24 protein-coding genes are annotated in these 21415 nt (G+C 71.4%); 10 read left to right on the forward strand and 14 right to left on the reverse strand.

The window, feature by feature from the left end; genetic code table 11:
- Positions 1-161 precede the first annotated feature (161 nt).
- From tatC to ABZ808_RS05725, 5 genes are all read right to left on the reverse strand, one after another.
- Entirely contained in the window at positions 162-1115 is a 954-nt protein-coding gene (gene tatC, locus ABZ808_RS05705; RefSeq protein WP_357001381.1) for a twin-arginine translocase subunit TatC, read from the reverse strand.
- Between the two features lie 18 nt (positions 1116-1133).
- A complete protein-coding gene (gene tatA / locus ABZ808_RS05710; RefSeq protein WP_357001384.1) occupies positions 1134-1445 on the reverse strand; it encodes a Sec-independent protein translocase subunit TatA in 312 nt (103 codons plus the stop codon).
- 169 nt (positions 1446-1614) lie between these two features.
- Positions 1615-1860, reverse strand: coding sequence for a hypothetical protein (locus ABZ808_RS05715; protein WP_357001387.1), 246 nt, complete (start codon positions 1858-1860; stop codon positions 1615-1617).
- 10 nt (positions 1861-1870) lie between these two features.
- Complete coding sequence (locus ABZ808_RS05720) at positions 1871-2980, reverse strand: YafY family protein (RefSeq protein ID WP_357001390.1); 1110 nt, start codon at positions 2978-2980, stop codon at positions 1871-1873.
- Entirely contained in the window at positions 2977-3975 is a 999-nt protein-coding gene (locus ABZ808_RS05725) for a WYL domain-containing protein (RefSeq protein WP_357001393.1), read from the reverse strand. The genes ABZ808_RS05720 and ABZ808_RS05725 overlap by 4 nt, the downstream gene beginning before the upstream one ends.
- 129 nt (positions 3976-4104) lie before the next feature.
- Between ABZ808_RS05725 and ABZ808_RS05730 the strand changes: the two genes are divergently transcribed.
- Both ABZ808_RS05730 and ABZ808_RS05735 read left to right on the forward strand, forming a co-directional pair.
- A complete protein-coding gene (locus tag ABZ808_RS05730) occupies positions 4105-5112 on the forward strand; it encodes a cation diffusion facilitator family transporter (protein WP_357001396.1) in 1008 nt (335 codons plus the stop codon).
- A gap of 67 nt (positions 5113-5179) precedes the next feature.
- Complete coding sequence (locus ABZ808_RS05735) at positions 5180-6271, forward strand: DUF3866 family protein (RefSeq protein WP_357001398.1); 1092 nt, start codon at positions 5180-5182, stop codon at positions 6269-6271.
- A 161-nt stretch (positions 6272-6432) separates the two neighbouring features.
- On the opposite strand, the gene ABZ808_RS05740 is transcribed toward ABZ808_RS05735, so the two are convergent.
- From ABZ808_RS05740 to rfbA, 4 genes are all read right to left on the reverse strand, one after another.
- A complete protein-coding gene (locus ABZ808_RS05740) occupies positions 6433-6624 on the reverse strand; it encodes a hypothetical protein (RefSeq protein ID WP_357001400.1) in 192 nt (63 codons plus the stop codon).
- 67 nt (positions 6625-6691) lie between these two features.
- Complete coding sequence (gene pafA, locus ABZ808_RS05745) at positions 6692-8050, reverse strand: Pup--protein ligase (protein WP_357001402.1); 1359 nt, start codon at positions 8048-8050, stop codon at positions 6692-6694.
- A 68-nt stretch (positions 8051-8118) separates the two neighbouring features.
- Positions 8119-8742, reverse strand: coding sequence for a dTDP-4-dehydrorhamnose 3,5-epimerase (rfbC, locus tag ABZ808_RS05750; RefSeq protein WP_357001405.1), 624 nt, complete (start codon positions 8740-8742; stop codon positions 8119-8121).
- The gene (gene rfbA, locus ABZ808_RS05755) at positions 8739-9626 is read right to left on the reverse strand and encodes a glucose-1-phosphate thymidylyltransferase RfbA (protein WP_357001407.1); all 888 of its coding nucleotides are present in this window, start codon (positions 9624-9626) and stop codon (positions 8739-8741) included. The genes rfbC and rfbA overlap by 4 nt, the downstream gene beginning before the upstream one ends.
- 87 nt (positions 9627-9713) lie before the next feature.
- Between rfbA and rfbB the strand changes: the two genes are divergently transcribed.
- The 8 genes from rfbB (at position 9714) to ABZ808_RS05795 (ending at position 17129) form a co-directional block, all read left to right on the forward strand.
- The gene (gene rfbB, locus ABZ808_RS05760; protein WP_357001410.1) at positions 9714-10715 is read left to right on the forward strand and encodes a dTDP-glucose 4,6-dehydratase; all 1002 of its coding nucleotides are present in this window, start codon (positions 9714-9716) and stop codon (positions 10713-10715) included.
- Positions 10716-10974: 259 nt separating this feature from the next.
- On the forward strand, positions 10975-11346 hold the full coding sequence (locus ABZ808_RS05765; protein ID WP_357001412.1) for a DUF2304 domain-containing protein: 372 nt from the start codon (positions 10975-10977) through the stop codon (positions 11344-11346).
- The gene (locus ABZ808_RS05770) at positions 11339-12040 is read left to right on the forward strand and encodes a glycosyltransferase family 2 protein (RefSeq protein WP_357001414.1); all 702 of its coding nucleotides are present in this window, start codon (positions 11339-11341) and stop codon (positions 12038-12040) included. Before ABZ808_RS05765 ends, ABZ808_RS05770 begins: the two co-directional genes overlap by 8 nt.
- Positions 12037-13344 (forward strand): polysaccharide biosynthesis protein, encoded by a 1308-nt coding sequence (locus tag ABZ808_RS05775; RefSeq protein WP_357001417.1) that lies wholly within the window; start codon positions 12037-12039, stop codon positions 13342-13344. The genes ABZ808_RS05770 and ABZ808_RS05775 overlap by 4 nt, the downstream gene beginning before the upstream one ends.
- Before the next feature lie 340 nt (positions 13345-13684).
- The gene (locus ABZ808_RS05780) at positions 13685-13954 is read left to right on the forward strand and encodes a metal-sensitive transcriptional regulator (protein ID WP_053661334.1); all 270 of its coding nucleotides are present in this window, start codon (positions 13685-13687) and stop codon (positions 13952-13954) included.
- Positions 13955-14280: 326 nt separating this feature from the next.
- Entirely contained in the window at positions 14281-15675 is a 1395-nt protein-coding gene (locus ABZ808_RS05785) for an MBL fold metallo-hydrolase (RefSeq protein WP_357001419.1), read from the forward strand.
- A 20-nt stretch (positions 15676-15695) separates the two neighbouring features.
- Positions 15696-16283, forward strand: a complete 588-nt coding sequence (locus tag ABZ808_RS05790; protein WP_357001422.1) for a rhodanese-like domain-containing protein — start codon at positions 15696-15698, stop codon at positions 16281-16283.
- A 69-nt stretch (positions 16284-16352) separates the two neighbouring features.
- Positions 16353-17129 carry a sulfite exporter TauE/SafE family protein gene (locus tag ABZ808_RS05795; protein ID WP_357001425.1) on the forward strand — a complete coding sequence of 259 codons (777 nt, stop codon included), beginning with the start codon at positions 16353-16355 and terminating at the stop codon, positions 17127-17129.
- Positions 17130-17182: 53 nt separating this feature from the next.
- Here the strand turns inward: ABZ808_RS05795 and prcA are convergent, their stop codons facing one another.
- From prcA to dop, 5 genes are all read right to left on the reverse strand, one after another.
- Positions 17183-18013, reverse strand: coding sequence for a proteasome subunit alpha (prcA, locus tag ABZ808_RS05800; protein ID WP_357001428.1), 831 nt, complete (start codon positions 18011-18013; stop codon positions 17183-17185).
- Between the two features lie 61 nt (positions 18014-18074).
- The gene (gene prcB, locus ABZ808_RS05805) at positions 18075-18914 is read right to left on the reverse strand and encodes a proteasome subunit beta (protein ID WP_357001431.1); all 840 of its coding nucleotides are present in this window, start codon (positions 18912-18914) and stop codon (positions 18075-18077) included.
- Complete coding sequence (locus ABZ808_RS05810) at positions 18833-19312, reverse strand: endonuclease VII domain-containing protein (protein ID WP_357001433.1); 480 nt, start codon at positions 19310-19312, stop codon at positions 18833-18835. The genes prcB and ABZ808_RS05810 overlap by 82 nt, the downstream gene beginning before the upstream one ends.
- Before the next feature lie 228 nt (positions 19313-19540).
- Positions 19541-19756, reverse strand: a complete 216-nt coding sequence (locus ABZ808_RS05815; RefSeq protein ID WP_088948111.1) for a ubiquitin-like protein Pup — start codon at positions 19754-19756, stop codon at positions 19541-19543.
- A 104-nt stretch (positions 19757-19860) separates the two neighbouring features.
- Positions 19861-21378 carry a depupylase/deamidase Dop gene (gene dop, locus ABZ808_RS05820; RefSeq protein ID WP_357001435.1) on the reverse strand — a complete coding sequence of 506 codons (1518 nt, stop codon included), beginning with the start codon at positions 21376-21378 and terminating at the stop codon, positions 19861-19863.
- Positions 21379-21415: the final 37 nt, after the last annotated feature.

A 21415-nucleotide genomic window follows, 5' to 3' on the forward strand; every position in this document is an offset into this window, starting at 1 on the left:
ACCCCTGCGACGTCACGATCAATTCCGCCGCCAGCGCCGCGGTAGGCCCCGCGAGGGCCGGCCGGGCCGACCCCGTGGCCGGCGGTGGTGGGCGGCTGACGCGGCGACGCCGCCCCCGGCAGGCGGGGACGGCGTCGGCGAGACCAATCGGCGCGGGGCCGTCAGGTCATGTCGTCGTAGCGGCGCTCGATCGGCGCCGGCTTGGCGATCGGCTCGGGGACGCCGATCGGCGCGGTCGCGTCGACCCGCTGCCCGGCCACGACCGGATCCGCGTCGTGCTCCAACGGCGACACCTCGTCGTCGTCGAGGCCGGCGTAGACCTCCTTGCCACGCCCACGCCGCTTGTCGTTGATGAACGCCACCCCGACCGCCACGAAGTAGAGCAGTGACAGGGAGAGCGCCAGCAGGGTCATGCCGAACGGACCCGGATCCGGGGTCGCGATGGCGGCGAAAGCGAAGGAGATGAAGATGACCGCGCGCCACCAGCTCAGCAACCGACGGGCGCTGGCCACGCCGGTGAAGTTGAGCATCAGCAGGATGAGCGGGAACTCAAACGCCACCCCGAACAACAGGATCATGTTCGTGACGAACGAAATGTACCGAGTGACTTCCAGCTGGGTGGAGAGACCCGTGACGCCCGCCTCCAACAGGAAGGCGAGGCCCTTGTCGACCACGAGGTAGGCCAGGACGGCACCACCGGCGAACAGTGGCGCCGCGATCGAGACGAAGACGTACGCCCATTTACGCTCGTTTCGGTGCAGCCCGGGTGCGATGAACGCCCAGAGCTGGTACAGCCAGACGGGCGCCCCTGCGATCAGACCGATCCACAGCGCCAGCTTCAGCTTCAGGATGAAACCGTCCGCCGGTGACAGCTGAAGGAACTGATGACAGTTGCCGAGCGCATCCCGCGCGCCCGGCAGGCTGCAGTAGGGCTCCTTCAACAGGTCGAAGGCCGGCTGGGCCAGGAAGAAGCCAAGAATCAGGCCGGCGACGATCGCCAGCGAGGCGCGGAACAACCGATCGCGCAGCTCGCGGACGTGCTCGATGAGCGTCATCGAGCCGTCGGCGGCCCGCTCGAACGCCTTTGGGCCGCGCTTACGCAGTGCGAAGGCCACGGTGGTGGGGCCTCTCGGTCAGTTGTCGCGGACGCGGTGCACCGGGTCGGCGACCGGCTGCTGCGGCGCCTGCTGGTACGGCGCCTGCTGCGGCTGACCGGCGTACGGTGCCTGCTGACCGGCGTGCGGCGGCAGCGGCTGGTAGCTGGCCTGCGCGTCGGCCTTCTCGGCGAGGTCGCGGTCGTCGTCCTGCAGGCTCTTGGTCTCGGCCTTGATGATCCGCAGCGAGCGGCCCAGCGAGCGGGCCGCGTCGGGGAGCCGCTTCGCACCGAAGAGCAGGATCAGCACAACCACGAGAACCGCGATGTGCCACGGCTTGAGGGCACCCATGAGAAGCTCCAGTCGCTCTGTGTCCGGGGGTGGTACGCAGCCCATCGTACGTGCGGACGAGCCAATTGCCACCTGCCGGGCGGTGGTGGTCCTGGCCCGGTCGGTGAAGTCTTGACCAACCGGGATGATCCGTCAACCGTCGCCCCGACCTGGTGCTGACGCCCGTCGATCAGCCGCGCTTGGCCTTGATCAGGGCGAGGCGTTGCTGAGCGGTGTCGAGCTGCTGCTGGACCCCCTCGGCGCGCTGCTGCAACGCCTCGGCGGTCTCCCGCAGCATCTCGGCCTCGCCGGCCCGACGCTGCAGCGCCACCGAGGCGCGACGCAGCTGGGGCAGTCGGGTCAGCACCGGTCGTACGGCCAGCGCGAGCACCACGAGCGGGAGCAGCACCACCGCGAGCACGATCCACGTCAACACGCCGGTCAGCCTACTGGGTGCGGCCGGCCGTCGCCGGATCGGCCGACGGCACGCCGAGCGGGCCGGACGTCGCGGCGTCGGGGATCGCCGTACCGGCCTCGGGCGTGGCCAGGTCGGCCTCCGGCCGCCGTGGCGTGGTGGTGGTCACGGGCACGGCGTACGCGTCGAGCGCGGCGGCGGTGGTCGCCCGGACCTGCTCGGCCAGCTCGACCGGGGCGACCACCGTGGCGTCCGGGCCGAGACCGAGCACGAACCGGCGGGCCCAGCCCAGGTCGGTCACCCGCAGTGAGACGAGCCACTGGTCGCCGTCACCGGCCTCCACCTGTTCACACGGGTAGTACTCGGTGATCCACCGCTCGCCCCGCCCGATGCGCAGGGTGATCAGCGGCAGGTCGGGCGAGGGGTGGAAGACGCCCCCGCTGAGGTCGTGCGGGACAGCCTGCGGCGGGACGGCGGCCGGCTCGTCCAGCTCGACGATCGCGTCGATCCGGTCGGCGCGGAACAACCGGACCGCCTCGGCACGCCGGCACCACGCCTCCACGTACGCCCGGCCGCCGACCATCAGCATCCGCAACGGGTCGATGACGCGGTCGGTGGTCTCGTCCCGTGCGGCCGTGTAGTAGGTGATCCGCAGCGCGCGGCCGCCCTCCACGGCGGCACGCAGAGCCTCGACGCGCCGGGCGTCGCCGGGCAGCCGCACCGCCACCGGCGCGCCCACCAGGTCGCCCGCGGCGTCCTCGATCTTGGCGAGGGCCCGTTCGATGGCGTCCCGGTTGGCCACCCCGGGCGTCTCGGCGAGCATCCGCAGCGCCACCACGAGCGCGAGGGCCTCGTCGGGGGTGAGCCGCAGCGGCCGGTCGATGCCGGCGTCGTAGGTGATGGTCACCCGGTCACCGTCGAAGGCCATGTCGATCAGGTCACCGGGGCCGTAACCGGGCAGCCCGCACACCCAGAGCAGCTCCAGGTCCTCACGGAGCTGGCGTTCGGTGACACCCAGGTCACCGGCCGCCTCGGCGATCTCGATGCCGGGCCGGGCCAGCAGGTAGGGCACCAGGTTGAGCAGCCGGGCCAACCGGTCGGCGGAGGCCCGGGAGCCGCCACGGGCAGCCGGCCGGGTCACCGGGCACCCCCCGCGACAGCCAGCTCGTCGTGTCGGGCGGCGATCTCCTTGAGCCGCTGGATGACCGCCTCGCGGACCTCCGGCGGGTCGAGGACCCGCACGTCCGGGCCGTACCCGACGAGTTGGCCGGCCAGCCCGTCCGGGTCGGCGTACGGCAGGACCAGCCGGTCGCCGTCCGGACCGGCGGTCACCTCCACCGCCCAGCGACGCAGGCCGGCGGCCCGGCCCGGCGCGGCCAGCACTGTGGCACGGCCGGTGCGCTCCACCGGGCCCGACCAGCGCGCCACGTGGCTGATCAGGTCGACACCGGCCGGCGGCTCGTAGGCGCCGGGCGCGCCGGTCACCCGGACCGCGCCGACGACGCGGGACAGGCGGAAGCAGCGGGTGGCCTCGCGGTCCAGGTCGTGGCCGACCACATACCACCGGCCACGCCAGCAGACCACGCCCCAGGGCTGCAAGCGCCGACGGCTGGGCGCGTCCCGATCGGGTACGCGGTAGTCGAACCCGACCTCGCGGCGGTCCCGCGCGGCGGTGGTCAGCGGCGCGAAGGACGGGTCGACGGTGACCATCGGCTCCAGACCCAGGGTGGCCTGCGGATCGACGTCCACCCCGGCGGCGCGCAGCTTGGCCAGCCCGGACGACGCGGCGGCCGCCAGCCCGGCGTGCTGCCACAGGCGGGCGGCGATGCCCACGGCGGCGGCCTCGTCCGGCTCGAGGGGGATGTCGGGCAGCGCGTACTCGCGGTGGGCGATCCGGTAGCCGGGCTCGGCGTCGAAGACGCTGGCCGTGCCGGTCTCCAGCGGGACACCCAGCTCACGCAGCTCGGCCTTGTCCCGTTCGAATTTGCGCTGGAAGGCCTCGTGGTCACGCGCGTCGTCCGGATCGTGCTCGTAACCGGGCACGGTCGCGGCGATCTGCGCGGCGGTCAGGAACCGTCGTGTGGACAGCAGGCAGATCACCAGGTTGACCAGGCGTTCGGTGCGGGTCCGCGACACGGGTAGACGCTAGCAGCCGACACCACGCGGGCGTGCACCCGCGCGGGGCGTGCCGCACACTTGTTCGGATCGGTGGTGTCCCCTGCGTCTATCCGACGCGTCGCCGACGCCGGCCATAGTGTGGCCCTCATGGCGCAAGCGGAGATGAAGACCGAGAGCGAGAGCGTCGGCACGGTGGTCGTCGCCGGTGCCGCCAACCTCGCCATCGCCATCGCGAAGCTGGTCGCCGGGCTGATCTCCGGCTCGGCGGCGATGCTCTCCGAGGCGGCGCACTCGGTCGCCGACACCACCACGGAGGTGCTGCTCTTCCAGGCGCTGCGCCGGGGCGCCCGGCCGGCGGACCCCCGCCACCCCTTCGGGTACGGCAAGGAAAGTTACGTCTGGGCGTTCTTCGCCGCGATGTTCACCTTCGTGGCCGGCGCCGGTTTCGCCGTCACCCACGGCGTCACCACCATCCTCGTGCACGAGCACAGCGGCGACTACATGATCTCGTACGTCGTGCTGGCGGTATCGTTCGTCATCGAGTCGATCTCGCTGGCGCGGGCCGTGCGGCAGGTTCGCCGCGAGTCCCGGCGCTGGCGGACCACACCCCGGCGATTCCTGCGGCTGACCGCCGACACCACCGTCAAGGCGGTCTTCCTGGAGGACAGCGCGGCCCTGATCGGGCTGCTGCTGGCCGCGCTCGGGGTCGGCCTGTCCGAGGCCACCGGCGACGAGGTGTGGGACGGCATCGCCTCGATCCTGATCGGGGTGCTGCTGCTGGCCGTCGCCGGCATCCTGGCCAGCAACAACCTGTCGCTGCTTGTCGGCCGGGCGGTGCCGGAACGCCTGCGTCGCGAGATCGAGCACGACCTGGCCGGCCTGCCCGAGGTGGAGCGGATCGACACCCTGCTGACCATGCAGCTCGGCCCGGACGACGTCCTGGTCGCCGCGAAGGTCGACTTCCGCGACGATGCCACCGGCGCAGCCATCGAGGCCACCGCCGACGAGGCCGAGCGGCGGCTCACCGAGCGGTACCGGGAGATCCGCTACGTCTTCCTCGATCCCACCCGCTCGCTGCCCGGGGCCGCCGGGAAGGCCCGCCACACCCAGACCAGGCCGAGCGACGACGCCGGCGACGAACCCGACCCGACCTGAGCGACGCACCCAGCGGCGGGACCACCCGGACGCGGGGCGGCGGGCACGCGCCGCTAGCGTGCCCGTCATGGTGCGATGGCGGGCGGGGACGGTGGCGGGGCTGCGACGGCAGTGGACCGGGGCGGTGGAGCTCGACGTCGACCTGCCCGACGGCACCCGGATGCGGGCGCTGGCCTATCCCGAGCTGGTCGGCACGCCCGAGCCCGGCGACCGGGTGCTGCTCAACGCCGGTGCGCTGTTGATGGGGTTGGGCACCGGCGGGTACGCCCTGGTGGTGGCCCTGCCGGACCGGCTGCCGCCCGACCCGCCGCAGGCCCTCGACACCCGCGACGCCGGGCACCTCGTCAAGGCCCGCTACACGCCGCTGCAGCCGATCCTGCTCGGCGTCGACGAGGAGGCGTCGCCGCACCGCGACGTACTGGCCGACGCCGACGACCTGGCCGGGATGCCGGTCGTCACCGCCGATCTGCACTCGGCGTTGCCGGCGATCCTGGCCGGCATCCGGGCCGATGCCCCGCACGCCCGGGTGGCGTACCTGCTGACCGACGGCGGGGCGTTGCCGGCCTGGTTCTCCCGCACCCTGGCCGGGCTGCGCGCCGAACTGGCCGGCACGATCACCGTCGGGCAGTCGTTCGGCGGCGACCTGGAGGCCACCACCCTGCACGGCGGTCTGCTCGCCGCCCGCCACGTGCTCGACGCCGACGTGGCAATCGTGGCGCAGGGACCGGGCAACCTGGGCACCGGCACCCGGTGGGGTTTCTCCGGAGTGGCCGTTGGTGAGGCCGTCAACGCGATCGTCACGCTCGGCGGTCGGGCGGTCGGCTCACTACGGATCTCCGACGCCGACGCCCGCCCCCGGCACCGGGGCGTGTCGCACCACAGCCTCACCGCGTACGGCCGGGTGGCGCTCGCTCCTGCGGAGCTGGTCGTGCCCGAGGGACTGGCCCCGGCGCTGGCCGCCGAGGTCGACACGGCGCTGGCGCCGCTGGCGGCCCGGCACCGGATCGTGCGGGTGCCCACCGCCGGTCTCGACGCCGCGCTGCGGGCCAGCACCGTGCCGCTGTCCACGATGGGCCGTGGCCTCGACGCCGACCACGCCTACTTCCTCACAGCAGCAGCAGCCGGCCGCCACGCGACAACCCTGCTAACCCACCCCTGACACTCCCCGCGCTGCCCCGCCCCACCCCCGATCCGGTGGATCATGGAGTTATGGTGCCCGATTCCTGGCGCAATGCGGCTTTTCTCCCCCACCACAACTCCATGATCGACACGGGAGGGTGGGGCTGGAGAGGGGCAGGGGCGGGAGCGGAAGGGTGCGGGTCAGGCTAGGAAGATCAGGGCTAGCCAGCCGCCCACGATGAGGGCCAGGGCCAGGGCCAGCACCCACGTCGGCACGGTGTAGTCGCCGCGCCGGTTGCGGTCGATCTCGGCGCGGATCTTTTCGCGCCGGCGTTCGACCCAGTTCTGCCGCTCGGGGCGCCCAGTGGGGTCGGAAGGTCCAGAAGTCGTCATGGCGCGCCCAGCCTACCGGGCTGGCCGGCCCCGCCGGCGGTCACCACCGCCGGGGCCGGCACACCCGTCACATGCTGGCGATCAGCCGTTCCACCCGCTCGTCGTACGCGCGGAACGGGTCCTTGCAGAGCACGGTGCGCTGCGCCTGGTCGTTGAGCTTCAGGTGCACCCAGTCGACGGTGAAGTCCCGCCGCTTCTCCTGCGCGTGCCGGATGAACTCGCCGCGCAGCCGCGCCCGGGTCGTCTGCGGCGGGGTCTCCTTGGCCTCGAAGATCTCCGGGTCGGTGGCCACCCGGTCGACCTCGCCCCGGCGCTCCAGCAGCCCGTAGAGGCCGCGTCCGCGGCGTACGTCGTGGTAGGCCAGATCCAACTGCGCCACCCGGGGGTGCGACAGCGGCAGGTCGTGCTTGCGCTGGTAGCGCTCGATCAGCCGCAGCTTGCTGACCCAGTCGATCTCCCGGGAGACGGGCTCCAGGTCGCCGGTCTCCACCGCGTTCAGGACTCGACCCCACAGCTCGACGACCCGCTTGGCGGCCTGGTCGCCGCCCCTGCGCTCGACGAACTCGGTGGCCTTGGCCAGGTATTCCTGCTGGATGTCGAGCGCGCTGACCTCCTTGCCGGAGGCCAACCGCACCTTGCGCCGGCCGGTGATGTCGTGCGACACCTCGCGGATCGCCCGGATCGGGTTCTCCAGCGACAGGTCGCGCATCACCACCCCGGCCTCGATCATCCGCAGGACGATGTCGGCGGTGCCGACCTTGAGCAGCGTGGTGACCTCGTTCATGTTCGAGTCGCCGACGATGACGTGCAGCCGTCGGTACCGCTCGGCGTCGGCGTGCGGCTCGTCGCGGGTGTTGATGATCGGGCGGCTGCGGGTGGTGGCCGAGGAGACGCCCTCCCAGATGTGCTCGGCCCGCTGCGACAGGCAGTAGACCGCGCCGCGCGGGGTCTGCAGGACCTTGCCGGCCCCGCAGATCAACTGCCGGGTCACCAGGAACGGGATGAGCACGTCGGCGAGCCGACCGAACTCGCCGTGCCGGGAGACCAGGTAGTTCTCGTGGCAGCCGTACGAGTTGCCGGCCGAGTCGGTGTTGTTCTTGAACAGGTAGATCTCACCTGCGATGCCCTCGTCGTGCAGCCGCTTCTCCGCGTCGACGAGGAGCCCCTCCAGGATCCGCTCGCCGGCCCGGTCGTGGGCGACCAGGTCGGTCACCGAGTCGCACTCCGGTGTCGCGTACTCCGGGTGCGACCCGACGTCCAGGTAGAGACGGGCCCCGTTGCGCAGGAAGACGTTGCTCGACCGGCCCCAGGACACGACGCGTCGGAACAGATACCGCGCGACCTCGTCCGGGGACAGCCGCCGCTGCCCGCGATAGGTGCAGGTGACGCCGTACTCGGTCTCGAGGCCGAAGATTCGCCGCTCCATGGTGTGACATTAGCCGCCCGGAGGCCCCGTTCGTCACTGTCACACCACAGGTGGTACGTCGGGCGTGGTCACATACCGGTTGAGTGCGACATTCCGTCCGGCCCGAGGCTCGCCACGAACTGCCGGCAGTTGTCGTACTCCGGCAGCATGCCGCGCTCCCGGGCCTGGGCGAGGGTCGGCGCCGCGTCGTCGCGGGCGGACAGCAGCGGGACGTCCGCCGGCCAGTCGATGCCCAACTCCTCGTCCAGCGGGTGCACCCCGTGCTCGCCGGTCGGGTTGTACGTGGCCGAGCAGAGGTAGCTCAGCGTCGCGTCGTCGGTCAGCGCGCAGAAGCCGTGCCCGAGGCCCTCGCTGAGGTAGACCGCCCGCCGGTCGGTGTCGTCCAGCCGGACGCCCTCCCACTGGCCGAAGGTCGGCGAGCCCACCCGCAGGTCCACGATCACGTCGAGGACGGCGCCGCGCACGCAGGTGACGTACTTGGCCTGGCCGGGCGGCACGTCGGCGAAGTGGATGCCGCGCACCACGCCGCGCGCCGAGACCGACAGGTTGGCCTGGGCCAGGCGCAGCGGGTGGCCGACCGCCTCGGCGAGCTTGTCGAAGCGGTACCACTCCATGAACATGCCGCGCTGGTCGCCGTGCTGTTGGGGCGTGATCTCCCAGGCGCCCTCGATGCCCAGCTCACGGATCTTCATCGGCCCACCTGCCGGTCGTGCTTCTCGGCCAGCAGACCGATCAGGTAGTCGCCGTAGCCGCTCTTGGTCAGCGGCTCGGCCAGAGCACGCAGCTGGTCGTCGTCGATGAGGCCGGCCCGCCAGGCCACCTCCTCGATACAGCCGATCTTCAGGCCCTGCCGCTCCTCGATGACCCGGACGAACTCGCCGGCCTGCATCATCGAGTTGAACGTGCCGGTGTCCAGCCAGGCGGTGCCCCGGTCGAGCACGGTGACGGTCAGCTCGCCGTTCTCCCGGTACGTCTCGTTGATCGCGGTGATCTCCAGCTCGCCCCGGGCGCTGGGGGTGAGCTTGCTGGCGATCTCGACCACCCGGTTGTCGTAGAAGTACAGGCCGGGCACCGCGTAGCGGGACTTCGGCCGGGCCGGCTTCTCCTCGATCGAGAGCACCCGGCCGTCGGCGTCGAAGTCCACCACGCCGTACGCCTCGGGGTTGGCCACCGGGTACGCGAACACCCGACCGCCGACCAGGTCGCCGTGGGCGGCCAGCTGCCGGCCCAGGCCGACGCCGTGGAAGATGTTGTCGCCGAGGATCAGCGCGACCGAGTCGTCGCCGATGAAGTCGGCCCCCAGCACGAACGCCTGTGCGATGCCCTCCGGGCGGGCCTGCGTGACGTACTCCAGCCGCAGCCCGAACTGGCTGCCGTCGCCGAGCAGCCGGCGGAACTGGTCCTGGTCCTCCGGTGTGGTGATCACCAGGATCTCCCGAACCCCGGACATCACCAGGGTGGAGAGGGGATAGTAGATCATCGGCTTGTCGAAGACCGGCATCAGCTGCTTGGACACTGCCCGGGTGATCGGCCAGAGCCGGGAGCCGGTGCCGCCGGCGAGTAGGATTCCGCGCACCGGGGGAGCTTAGCCGCAATCGGCCGCCGGCATGTCGGTGGTCGCCGCCCCCGGCCGGCTCGCCGTTTCGCGTACACTCCTGGACCCGTGAGGATCCTCGTCACCGGCGGTGCCGGCTTCATCGGTTCGGAGTACGTCCGCATGCTGCTGGGCGTGCCTGGTGGCAGCGCCTCGGGCGTGCCCGCGGTCGATCCCGCCGCCGTGACAGTGCTCGACAAGCTGACCTACTCGGGCAACCTGGCGAACCTCGACCCGGTGCGCGACGACCCTCGGCTGCGCTTCGTGCAGGGCGACATCTGCGACCCGGCCACGGTCGACGAGGTGGTCGCGGGGCACGACGTGATCGTGCACTTCGCCGCCGAATCGCACGTCGACCGCTCGATCGCCGGCGCCGCGCCGTTCGTCACCACCAACGTGCTGGGCACCCAGACGCTGCTGGACGCCGCCCTGCGGCACGGCACCGCCCGTTTCGTGCACGTCTCCACCGACGAGGTGTACGGCTCGATCGACGAGGGCTCGTGGACCGAGACGTGGCCGCTCGCCCCGAACTCCCCGTACTCGGCCTCGAAGGCCGGCTCGGACCTGCTCGCCCTGGCCTACCACCGCACCCACGGCATGGACGTGGTGGTCACCCGCTGCTCCAACAACTACGGGCCGTACCAGTTCCCGGAGAAGGTCATCCCGCTGTTCGTCACCAACCTGCTCGACGGCGGCACCGTTCCGCTCTACGGCGACGGTGGCAACATCCGCGACTGGCTGCACGTGCACGACCACTGCCGGGGCATCGCGCTGGTCCAGCAGAAGGGCCGCGCCGGCGAGGTCTACAACATCGGCGGCGGCACCGAGCTGACCAACAAGGAGCTCACCGGTCTGCTCCTGGACGCCTGCGGCGCCGGCTGGGACCGGGTCGTCCCGGTCGCGGACCGCAAGGGCCACGACCGGCGCTACTCGCTGGCCATCACCAAGATCAATCAAGAGTTGGGGTACGCCCCGAGCATCGATCTCGCCGACGGCCTGGCGCAGACCGTGCAGTGGTACCGCGACAACCGCGCCTGGTGGGAGCCGTTGAAGGCGGCACCGACCGCATGACCCGACCGCTCGTCCCCGGCGTCGGCCGTACCATCTGGTCCGGCCCGGGCCGTTCGGTGTTCGCGCTGCGTGGCGGGGATTCCGACCGGTTCCGGCCAATCAGCGACGACCTGTCCCCCCGTTCCGCCCCCCGACGGGCGTACAGTCTGCTAGGGCACGGCCGTTGGGCCGCCGCGAGTGTGTCACCCCTCGAGGGCTGGCGCACCACCCTGGTCGCCGCGTTCGCCTCCGCCGCTCCACCCTCCTCGTGGAAGGTCGCATGAAGCTCACCCTCGTCACCGGCTTGACCGGCCTGATATTGCTGGCCACGATCGTCGAGCTGCTGCGCCGCCGGCAGCTCCGCGAGAAGTACGGCATGCTCTGGCTCGGCGTCCTGGTGATCATCATCCCGCTGTCGCTCTTCCCCCGACTGCTGGACAACGTCGCCGAGTTGCTCGGCGTCGCTTCCGGCGTGAGCCTGGTGCTCTTCCTCGGCATCGTCTTCCTGCTGCTGGTCTGCGTGCACCTCAGCTGGGAGGTCAGCGCCCTGGAGGAAGAGACCCGCACCCTGGCCGAAGACTTCGCTCTGCTCCGCGCCGAGATCGACGCGGACCGGGCGGCCCGAGACGAACTGGTGTCGCACGATGGTTAACGGCAAGCGGGTCCTGATCATCATCCCGGCGCTCAACGAGTCCGGCTCGATCGCCGACGTGGTCGGCGAGGTCCGTGGCGAGTTGCCGGGCGTCGACGTGCTCGTCGTCGATGACGGCTCCACCGACCGCACCGCCGACGTCGCCGCAGCGGCAGGCGCCCGGGTCGCCAAGCTCCCCTACAACCTGGGTGTCGGCGGCGCCATGCGGCTGGGCTACCGGTACGCCCGGGACCACGACTACGACGTGGCCATCCAGATCGACGCGGACGGCCAGCACGATCCCCGGTACGTGCCGAAGCTCGTCGACCTGCTCGACGAGACGGATCTGGTGATCGGCGCCCGGTTCGCCGGTGAGGGCGACTACAGCGTCCGCGGCCCCCGCCGCTGGGCCATGGTCATGCTCTCCGGCGTGCTGTCCCGCGTCGCCCGCACCAAGCTCACCGACACCACCTCCGGGTTCCGGGCCGCCAACCGTCGGGTGATCGACATGTTCGCCACCTGGTACCCGGTGGAGTACCTGGGCGACACCGTCGAGACGCTCGTGCACACCGCCCGGCGCGGCTACACCATCCGCCAGGTGCCGGTGGCCATGCGCAAGCGGATGGCCGGCACCCCCAGCCACTCCCCGGCCAAGGCGATGATCTACCTCGGCCGCGCGTTCGCCGTGCTCACGTTGGCGCTCATCCGCAGGTGATCCGGCGGCTCCTGAGTCTGGTCCCACCGGGCACCGTCGCCGTCGGCGCGGGCCTGGCCCTGCTGGGGCTCGCCTCCTACGTTCACCTGGCTGTCGCCGGGCACAGCCTCACCGTGGCGGACTACTCGTCGCTGTCGGTGCTCTGGACGATCGTCTTCACCCTCGGCATCGGCCTGTTCATGCCCGTCGAGCAGGAGGTCGCCCGGCTCGTGGCCGGGCGGCACAGCCAGGGCCTGCCGCCCGGGCCGGTTCTGGCCCGGGGTGCCGCCCTGGCCCTCGGCCTGCTCGTCGTCGTCGTCGCGCTGATCATCGCGGCCCGTGCGCCGCTCACCGACCGGCTCTTCGCCGGCGACAGCCGCATGGTCACCGTGCTGATCGGGTCGCTCGCCGCGCTCGCCGTCGCGCACACCACCCGGGGCGTGCTCTCCGGCCTGCAACTGTTCCCCTGGTACGGCACCCAACTCGGCGTCGACGGCGGTCTGCGCATCGTTCTCGTCGCCGTGCTCGGCCTGACCGGGGTCACCTCCCCCATCTGGTACGGCGCGGTGCTGATCGTCGCGCCACTGATCGGGGTGGCGCTCACCGCCCCGCCGGTGCTGCGGGCCCTCGGCGGTGGCGTCCCGGTGGCCTGGGCGCCGTTGCTGCGCGGCCTCGGCCTGCTCATCGTGTCCAGCCTGCTCTCCCAGGTCGTGGTCAACATCGGCGTGATCAACGTCCGGGTGCTGGACCCGTCCGACGTGGCCACCGCCGGCGCGCTGCTCTCCGCGCTGGTGCTGGTCCGGATCCCGCTGTTCGTCTTCGCCTCGTTGCAGGCCTCCCTGCTACCCGGCCTCGCCACCAGCGCCACCACCGGCGACCTCACCGGTTTCCACAGCCTTCTACGCCGGGCACTGGGGGTGGTCACCGCGCTCGGCCTCACCGGCGCCGTGGTCGCCGTGCTGCTCGGCCCGTGGCTGGTGCAGACCCTCTTCGACGCGCCGGACGTCCTCGGCCACGGCGACTTCGCCTGGCTCGCCGCGGCCACCCTCGCCTACCTGTGGGCGATGGTGCTCGGCCAGGGGTTGCTCGCCCTCGACCGGCACCGGGCGCAGGCAGCAGCGTGGGCCGTCGGCGTGGCGGCGCTGGTCGTCGCCACGCTCGCCCCGGTCTCCACCGCGCTGCGGGTCGAGCTCGGCTACACCATCGGCTCCGTCGTGGTCGCCGCCACCATGATCGTCCTGCTGCGCGCCCGCACCGCCGGCCCGGCCCCCACTCCGGCCCCTCCCCTGGAGGCTGTCACGCCGGGAGTGCCCGGAGGGGCATGACCCCGGTGCCATCCCGGCCTCAGACCGGGTGATCGACTCGCTTTCCTGGAAATCGGGGTGTCCCAGCGCGTCGGATGGCCCGATTTCCAGGAAAGCGAGTCGATCGTGGCCGGGCTGCGCCGAGTGTCGGCGCAGCGTGGGCGTTTTGTCTGGCTTTGGCGCGGGCTGAGCCTGCGCTTGAGGCCGCCGGAAGGTGGATCTGGGTGCGCCCGGGGACGGGGACCGGTGACGCAGCACCGCAGCGGCGGAAACAGATACCCCCTGGGGTATGTTGGATGGAGACAGTAGCGGGGCTTGTACATACCCCCCGGGGTATCATGGCGACGGAGGTGGGTGCGGCATGGAGATGGGTCCGATCATGCTGAAGGACGCGCTGACCCGACTGAAGCGGGCACAGGGGCAACTCGGCGCCGTGATCGCGATGATCGAGAACGGTGACGACTGCAAGCGGGTCCTCACCCAACTGGCGGCCGTGTCCAGCGCTGTCGACCGAGCGGGTTTCAAGATCATCGCCACCGGCATGCGAGAGTGCCAGGCTGCCCGCGGGCGCGGCGAGGAGCCGCCGATGAGCGAGGAAGAACTCGAGAAGCTGTTCCTGGCCCTCTCCTGACCTACGGAGACGGGGGGACGACCGGTGCATTCCAGGTCCCCCGGGGTATCCGCTGGCGAATGCCGCCCGCGCGACAGGGGTTGAAGGAGCCGCACCGGCACGGCGCGATGGGGGCACAACGCCCAACCGGCTCGCCGCTGGATCAAACGTGCCGGTCGACGCAGCCGCCGCCCCCGTGGGGACGCCCGCCCTGGCGACGGTGTGCCACTGCGGTGGGCTGGTCGCCGTACACCCGCTGGCTGACGACGGACACCAGCGCTGGCTGACCGATCGCCCCGAGACCGGCCGCTTACCTAATTACCGCAACCGAACGAGGAGGCAGCGCAGTGACTGACCTGAGCGTGGAGGTCGTGACGACCTCGTCCCTGGGCGACCGCAGCTACCTCGCCCACGACGGCCAGGTGGCGATCGTGGTCGATCCGCAGCGGGACATCGACCGCATCCTGACCCTGGCCGGCAGTCTCGGCGTACGCGTCACCCACGTCGCCGAGACGCACCTGCACAACGACTACGTCTCCGGAGGGCTCGCCCTCGCCCGGTTGACCGGCGCGACCTACCTGGTCGCGGCCGATGACCAGGTCGACTTCGAGCGGCGGCCCGTCACCGACGGCGACACGATCCAGGTCTCGGCGCGGATGAACCTGCGTGTCGTGGCCACCCCCGGGCACACCTTCCACCATCTGTCCTACGTCCTCGACGACGACAACGGGCCTGTCGGTGTGTTCACCGGCGGATCCCTGCTGTTCGGCACCACCGGGCGCACCGACCTGCTCGGCGAGCAGCACGCCCACACCCTCGCCGAACACCAGCACGCCTCCGCGCGCCGGCTGGCCGATCTGCTGCCCGACGGCGCCCACGTGTGGCCCACCCACGGCTTCGGCAGCTTCTGCTCCGCCACCCAGGCCGACGCCCCCGAGTCGACCATCGGCCGGGAACGCACCGCCAACCCGGCGCTGCGCCTGGAGACCGACGACTTCGTCCAGCAGACCCTCGCCGGGCTCGACGCGTACCCGGCCTACTACGCGCACATGGGTGCCCGCAACACCGCCGGCGCCGACCTGATCGACCTCACCCCGGTCGCCGTCGCCGACCCGGCCGCGCTGGCCCAGCGGATCGCCGACGGGGAGTGGGTGGTCGACCTGCGCTCGCGCAAGGCGTTCGCGCAGCGGCACCTCACCGGCACCCTGAGCTTCGGCCTCGACGGCCCGATGTCGACCTGGCTGGGCTGGATGGCCCCGTGGGGTGCGCCGATCACGCTGCTCGGCGACAGCGAACAGCAGGTCGCCGACGCGCAGCGGGAACTGGCCCGCATCGGCATCGACCGGCCCGCCGCCGCGGCCACAGGCAGCCCCGAGCAGTGGGCCGCGGGCGACGACACCCGGCTGACCGTTCTCACCACGGCGACCTTCGCCGATCTCGCCGCCGCCCGCGCCGAGACCCCGCCACACGGCCTGCCCGCCGTCGACGTGCTGCTCGACGTACGGATGACAAACGAATGGCGCACCGGGCACATCGACGGCGCGGTCCACATCCCGCTGCCCGACCTGCCGCACCGCCTCACCGACGTGCCAACCGGCACGGTGTGGGTGCACTGCGGCTCCGGCTACCGCGCCGCGGCCGCCACCAGCCTGCTACAACGCGCCGGCCGCCAGGTCGTGCACATCGATGACGCCTACACCGCCGCCGCCGACGCCGGCCTGCCCACCGTCCCCGGAAACTGAATCAGGAGCACCCGCACCACATGACCACGCCCACCCGCACCCCAGCCAGCCTCGACGTCCCCGCCCTGCAACACCTGATCGCCACCGGCAACGCGCCCCGACTGATCGACGTGCGCACCCCGGCCGAGTTCGAGAGCGCGCACATCCCCGGCTCCTACAACGTGCCCCTGGACCTGCTGCGCGAACACCGCGACGAACTCCGCGCCCACCTCGACGAGCAGGTCGTGCTCGTCTGCCGCTCCGGGCAGCGCGCCGCCCAGGCCGAACAGGCCCTCACCAGCGCGGGCCTGCCGCACCTGCGGGTGCTCACCGGCGGCATCACCGCCTGGCAGGCCGCTCGCGCTCCGGTCACCACCGGCACCCCTCGTTGGGACCTGGAGCGGCAGGTACGCCTCGTCGCCGGCAGCATCGTCCTGGCCGCCGTACTCGTCAGCACCCTGGTCGAGCCGGCCAAGTGGATCGCCGCGTTCGTCGGCGCCGGCCTCACCGTCGCCGCGCTCACCAACACCTGCGCCATGGGCATGCTGCTGGCGAAACTGCCGTACAACCGGGGCCCCCGCACCAACCTCGACCAGGTCGCCAGCACCCTCGCCGCGGACCAGCGGTAACTCGATGCGCTGCCGGTATGGCACACGCTTCCGGCCGGCCGGTACCGTCCGGCCGGAAGCAGGCGCCGCATGATCGCCGCGATCGGGTTCGGCGTCCTCATCGGCCTGCTGCTCGGCCTGCTCGGCGGCGGTGGCTCGATCCTGGCCGTCCCCGCCCTCGTCTACGGCGCCGGCCTCACCCTTGCCGCCGCCGTACCCACCTCACTGCTCGTGGTCGGCATCTCGTCCGCGACCGCCCTGCTCCCCCGGCTGCGCGCTGGCCTGGTGCGGTGGCGGCTGGCCGCCATCATCGGCGGCACCGGCGCCGCCGCCACCTTCGCTGGCGCCGCCGTCAACCGGCTCCTGGACCCCGGCGTCGTCCTCGCCGGCTTCGCCGTCCTCATGGTCATCGCCGGCGTACGGATGCTGCGCGACACCGTCGACTCCGGCGGCGACTGCGCGCTGCCCAACGGCGGCGTCAACTGGCGCGGCTGCCTCCCCAAAGCGGTCGGGGCCGGGCTCACCGTCGGCTTCCTGACCGGCCTGTTCGGTGTCGGCGGCGGCTTCCTCATCATCCCCGCCCTCGTCCTCATGCTGGGGCTGAGCATGCCGGCCGCCGTCGCCACCTCACTGGCCATCATCGTCGTCAACTCCGCCGCCGGGTTCGCCGCCCACGCCGGCGATGCCACCATCGACTACGGCATCACCACGGCCTTCACCGCCGCCGCCATCACCGGCTCACTGGCCGCTGGCCGGATCGCCACCCGGCTGCCCACCCACCGGCTGCAACGCGCCTTCGCCTGGCTCGTCTTCGCCGTCGCGGCGTTCGTCGCCACCCAGGCGATCGTCAACCCCGCTGCGGCCTGATCCACGGTTCGCCGGAGGTTCGGCGGCGGCGGTGTGTGCCGCACCGCCGGCCGCTACTTGCCGTCGGCCGGCTTGTCCTCCAGGTCAGCGGAGCCCGCCGACGTCGTCGGCTTGTGCGACTCCGTCGCCGGCACCGTCGGCGTGTCCGGGCCGCCCGCCTCGCCGGGCTGCTCGGCGGCGGCGACATCGCCATCCAGCAGCGCCGTCAGGGCCGCGCCGGTGATCCGCCGGAACGTACGGCCCACCCGCTGGCGGTCCAGCACCGCCACCTCGAGCTGGTTGGCGGCGATCGTCCGGGCCGCGCCACCCTCTCCGCCGACGGCGCTCAACGCCTGCACCGCCACGCGGGCCGCCTCGGCGAGGGACATGTCGGGGCGGTGCTGCGACTTCAGCACACCGGTGATGGCCTCGGCCTGGCCACCCATGGCCATCCGCCCCGGCTCGTCGTTGACCGAGCCGTCGTAGGTGAGCCGGTACAGCTCGTCCTCCTCGGCGGTGGCCCCGACCTCCGCCACGCAGATCTCCACCTCGAACGGCTTCGACTGCTCGGTGAAGATCGCACCGAGGGTCTGCGCGAAGGCGTTCGCCAGCGCGCGGCCGGTGACGTCACGCCGGTCGTAGCTGAGCCCGTTGAGGTCGGCCATCCGCACACCGGCCCGGCGCAGATTCTCGAACTCGTTGTAGCGGCCGACCGCGGCGAAGCCGATCCGGTCGTAGATCTCGCTGACCTTGTGCAGGGCACTGGAGAGGTTCTCCGCGACGAAGAGCACGCCGCCGGAGTAGCTGAGGACCACCGCGCTGCGGCCCCGAGCGATGCCCTTGCGGGCCAACTCGGAACGGTCGCGCATGATCTGTTCGGGCGAGGCGTAGAACTGCATGGCCACGGCGGCGGTTCTCCTTACGGCGCTGTGCTGACGACTGCTGACGGGTGGGGGTGGACGGGGCTCAACCGCCCGGGTTCTCCATCCGGCCACTGACCACACCTTCGGCGATCGCCGCCGTCTCGGGGTCGGTCAGCCGGCGGGTGCCCTCGGCGGTGGCGGTCATCACCACCGGATAGATCCGGCGGGTCAGGTCAGGTCCGCCGGTCGCGGTGTCGTCGTCGGCCGCGTCGTAGAGCGCCTCGACCGCGAGCCGGGTCGCGTCCTCGACGGACAGGCCAGCCCGGAAACGCTTCTTCAGGGCCGACTTCGCGAAGAGCGAACCGGAGCCGATCGCGTCGTAGCCGGTCTCCTCGTACGGGCCGCCGGTGACGTCGAAGCTGAAGATCCGCCCGGCCTTCGCCGGGTCGGCGGCGGCCAGGTCGAAGCCGGCGAACAGCGGCACCACCGCGAGGCCCTGCATGGCCGCGCCCAGGTTGCCCCGGATCATCGAGGCCAGCCGGTTGGCCTTGCCGTCGAGCGAGAGCATCGCGCCCTCGATCTTCTCGTAGTGCTCCAGCTCCACCTGGAACAGTCGCATCAGCTCGATGCCGATGCCCGCGGTGCCCGCGATGCCGACCAGCGAGTACGCGTCGGCGGGGTGCACCTTCTCGATGTCGCGCTGGGCGATCAGGTTGCCCATGGTGGCCCGACGGTCGCCGGCCATCACCACACCATCGGCGGCCGCGATGGCCACGATGGTTGTCGCGTGCGGCGCCAGGTCGGCGGCCATGCCCGGCGGCAGCGGTCGCCGACCGGGCAGCATCTCGGGGGCCACCCGGCTCAGAAACGTGGTGAAGGAGGACGTCCCCGCGTTGGTGAACACATCTGGTAGACGCCCGGATGGATCAAAGCCCGCTGCCACGTGGTTCCTCTCAGGTACGTGATCGCCCTGGCCAGCCTCATGGGACTGTCACGGAACTGGCCAAGACCACCGTTGCAGTTGAAGCAGAGTATCCCGCGCACCCATCCGGTGCGATGATCGTGGTCCAGATGTTCCGGATCGGGGTGCTGACAGATGGCGCAGACGCCGCCCTGCTCGGCCAGGAGCTCCTGAAACTCCTTCTCCCCCACGCCGTACCGCCGCCGCAGGTGGTACTCGCGATTGCCGCCGTACAGCCGCTCTTTGGTTTCCCTGGTCTTGGTGTTGTGGCAAGGCTTGCAGTAGGTGGCATAACCGGAGGCATCCGCCCGGTTGTGCGGGAAGGAATCGAACGGCTTGACCGCGTTGCAGGCCGGACAGAACTTGTGCCCCTCCGGCACGACACGACCTTCGCGCACTTCACGGTCGAACTTCGCCCTTACCCGACGCGCGTAGCTTGCCTTGGACCGCTCGTTGAAGCAGGGCTTGCAGTAGCTACCCCGCCCACCCGGTCTCTTGGAACTCGCACAGAACTCATCGAGCGCCTTCCACTCACTGCAATCTCGGCAGCGACGAAGCCCGTCTCGATCATCGCTCGCTTGACCCATGTCCGAATTGACCCTATATGCTCACTCACCTCCCTTTTGTACGTAACCTCGCACGAACTCCTCGGCGTTCTCTTCGAGGACAGAGTCGATCTCGTCCAGGAGGTCGTCGACATCCTCGGTGATCTCGGCGTGCCGCTCGGCCACCTCGGGGTTGGCCTCGGTGGTGACGTCCTCGATCTCCTCGCCCTGGCGGGACTTGCCGGACTGCGACTGGCCGCCGCTGTCATGAGTGGCCATTGCTGCCTCCTCCACGATCGTCTGCGATGAACTTACCTCGCTGGGGGGACGAAAAGCCCGCCGCGCGCCGGGTTACGGCACACGACGGGCATCCGGACGCGGGTTCAGCCCCCGGTCAGCGTCTCCAGCAGGTCCTTGGCGCTGGCGCACCTGTCGAACAGCGCCCCGACGTGCGCGCGGGTGCCCCGCTCCGGCTCCATCATCGGCACCCGGACCAGCGACTCCCGGCCCACGTCGAAGATCACTGAATCCCAGCTGGCGGCGACCACCTCGGAGGCGTACTGGGCGAGGCAGCGGCCACGGAAGTAGGCCCGGGTGTCCTCCGGAGGCTCGGTCATCGCGCTGCGGGTCTCGTCGTCGGTGAGCAGCGTCTTCATCGCCCCCCGCGAGACCAGCCGGTGGTAGAGGCCCTTCTCCGGCCGTACGTCGGAGTACTGCAGGTCGACGAGCTGGAGCTTGTGCGAGCCCCAGCCGAGCTTCTCCCGCTCGCGGTAACCCTCCAGCAGCCGCAGCTTGGCCACCCAGTCCAGCTCGTCGGCGCAGAGCATCGGGTCCCGGCCGAGCCGGTCCAGGACGCCCTCCCAGCGGTCGAGCACGTCGGCGGTCTGCTCGTCGACGTCGGTGCCGTAGCGGTCGTCGACAAAGGACCGCACCCGCTCCAGGTACGCCCACTGCAGGTCGAGGGCGGTGAGCCGGCGACCGTCGCGCAGTCGCATCCGGTGCGTCAGGGAGGGATCGTGGCTGACCGCGCGCAGCTCGCTGACCGGGTCGGCGATGCCGAGGTCGGCGGGGAGCGCCTTCTCCTCGATCATGGTGAGGATCAGCGCGGTGGTGCCGACCTTGAGGTACGTGGAGATCTCGGAGAGGTTGGCGTCGCCGATGATGACGTGCAGCCGACGGTACTTGTCGGCGTCGGCGTGCGGCTCGTCGCGGGTGTTGATGATCGGCCGCTTGAGCGTGGTCTCCAGACCCACCTCGACCTCGAAGAAGTCGGCGCGCTGGGAGATCTGGAAGCCGCTCTGCCCGCCGTCCTGCCCGATGCCGACGCGGCCGGCGCCGCAGACGATCTGCCGGGTGACGAAGAACGGCGTCAGGTACGCCACGATGTCGGCGAACGGCGTCTGCCGGCGCATCAGGTAGTTCTCGTGGGCGCCGTAGCTGGCGCCCTTGTTGTCGGTGTTGTTCTTATAGAGGTGGATCGGCTGGGTACCGGGGATGGTGGCGGCCCGGCGGGACGCCTCGGCCATCACTCGCTCGCCGGCCTTGTCCCAGCGCACGATGTCCCGGGGGGTGGTGACCTCGGGGGTGGAGTATTCGGGGTGGGCGTGGTCCACGTAGAGCCGGGCGCCGTTGGTGAGTATCACGTTGGCCAGGCCGAGGTCCTCGTCCGCGAGGGCCTCGGCGGGGTCGTAGGCGGCCCCGGAGTAGGTGAAGCCGCGGGCGTCGCGCAGCGGCGACTCCTCCTCGTAGTCCCAGCGGGCGCGCCCGCCCCGGTTGAGCTCGGGCCGGGCCCCGTAGGCGTTGACCACCTGGGACGAGGTGACCATCGGGTTGGCTCCGGCCTGGCCGGGCACGGAGATGCCGTACTCGACCTCGGTGCCCATGATCCGTCTTACGCTCATCGACCTACCCGCTTCGCTCGCCCGACCAGTCCCCCGT

It is taken from the genome of Micromonospora sp. NPDC047527, from assembly GCF_040643015.1.
In the GTDB taxonomy this organism is placed as follows: Bacteria; Actinomycetota; Actinomycetes; order Mycobacteriales; family Micromonosporaceae; genus Micromonospora.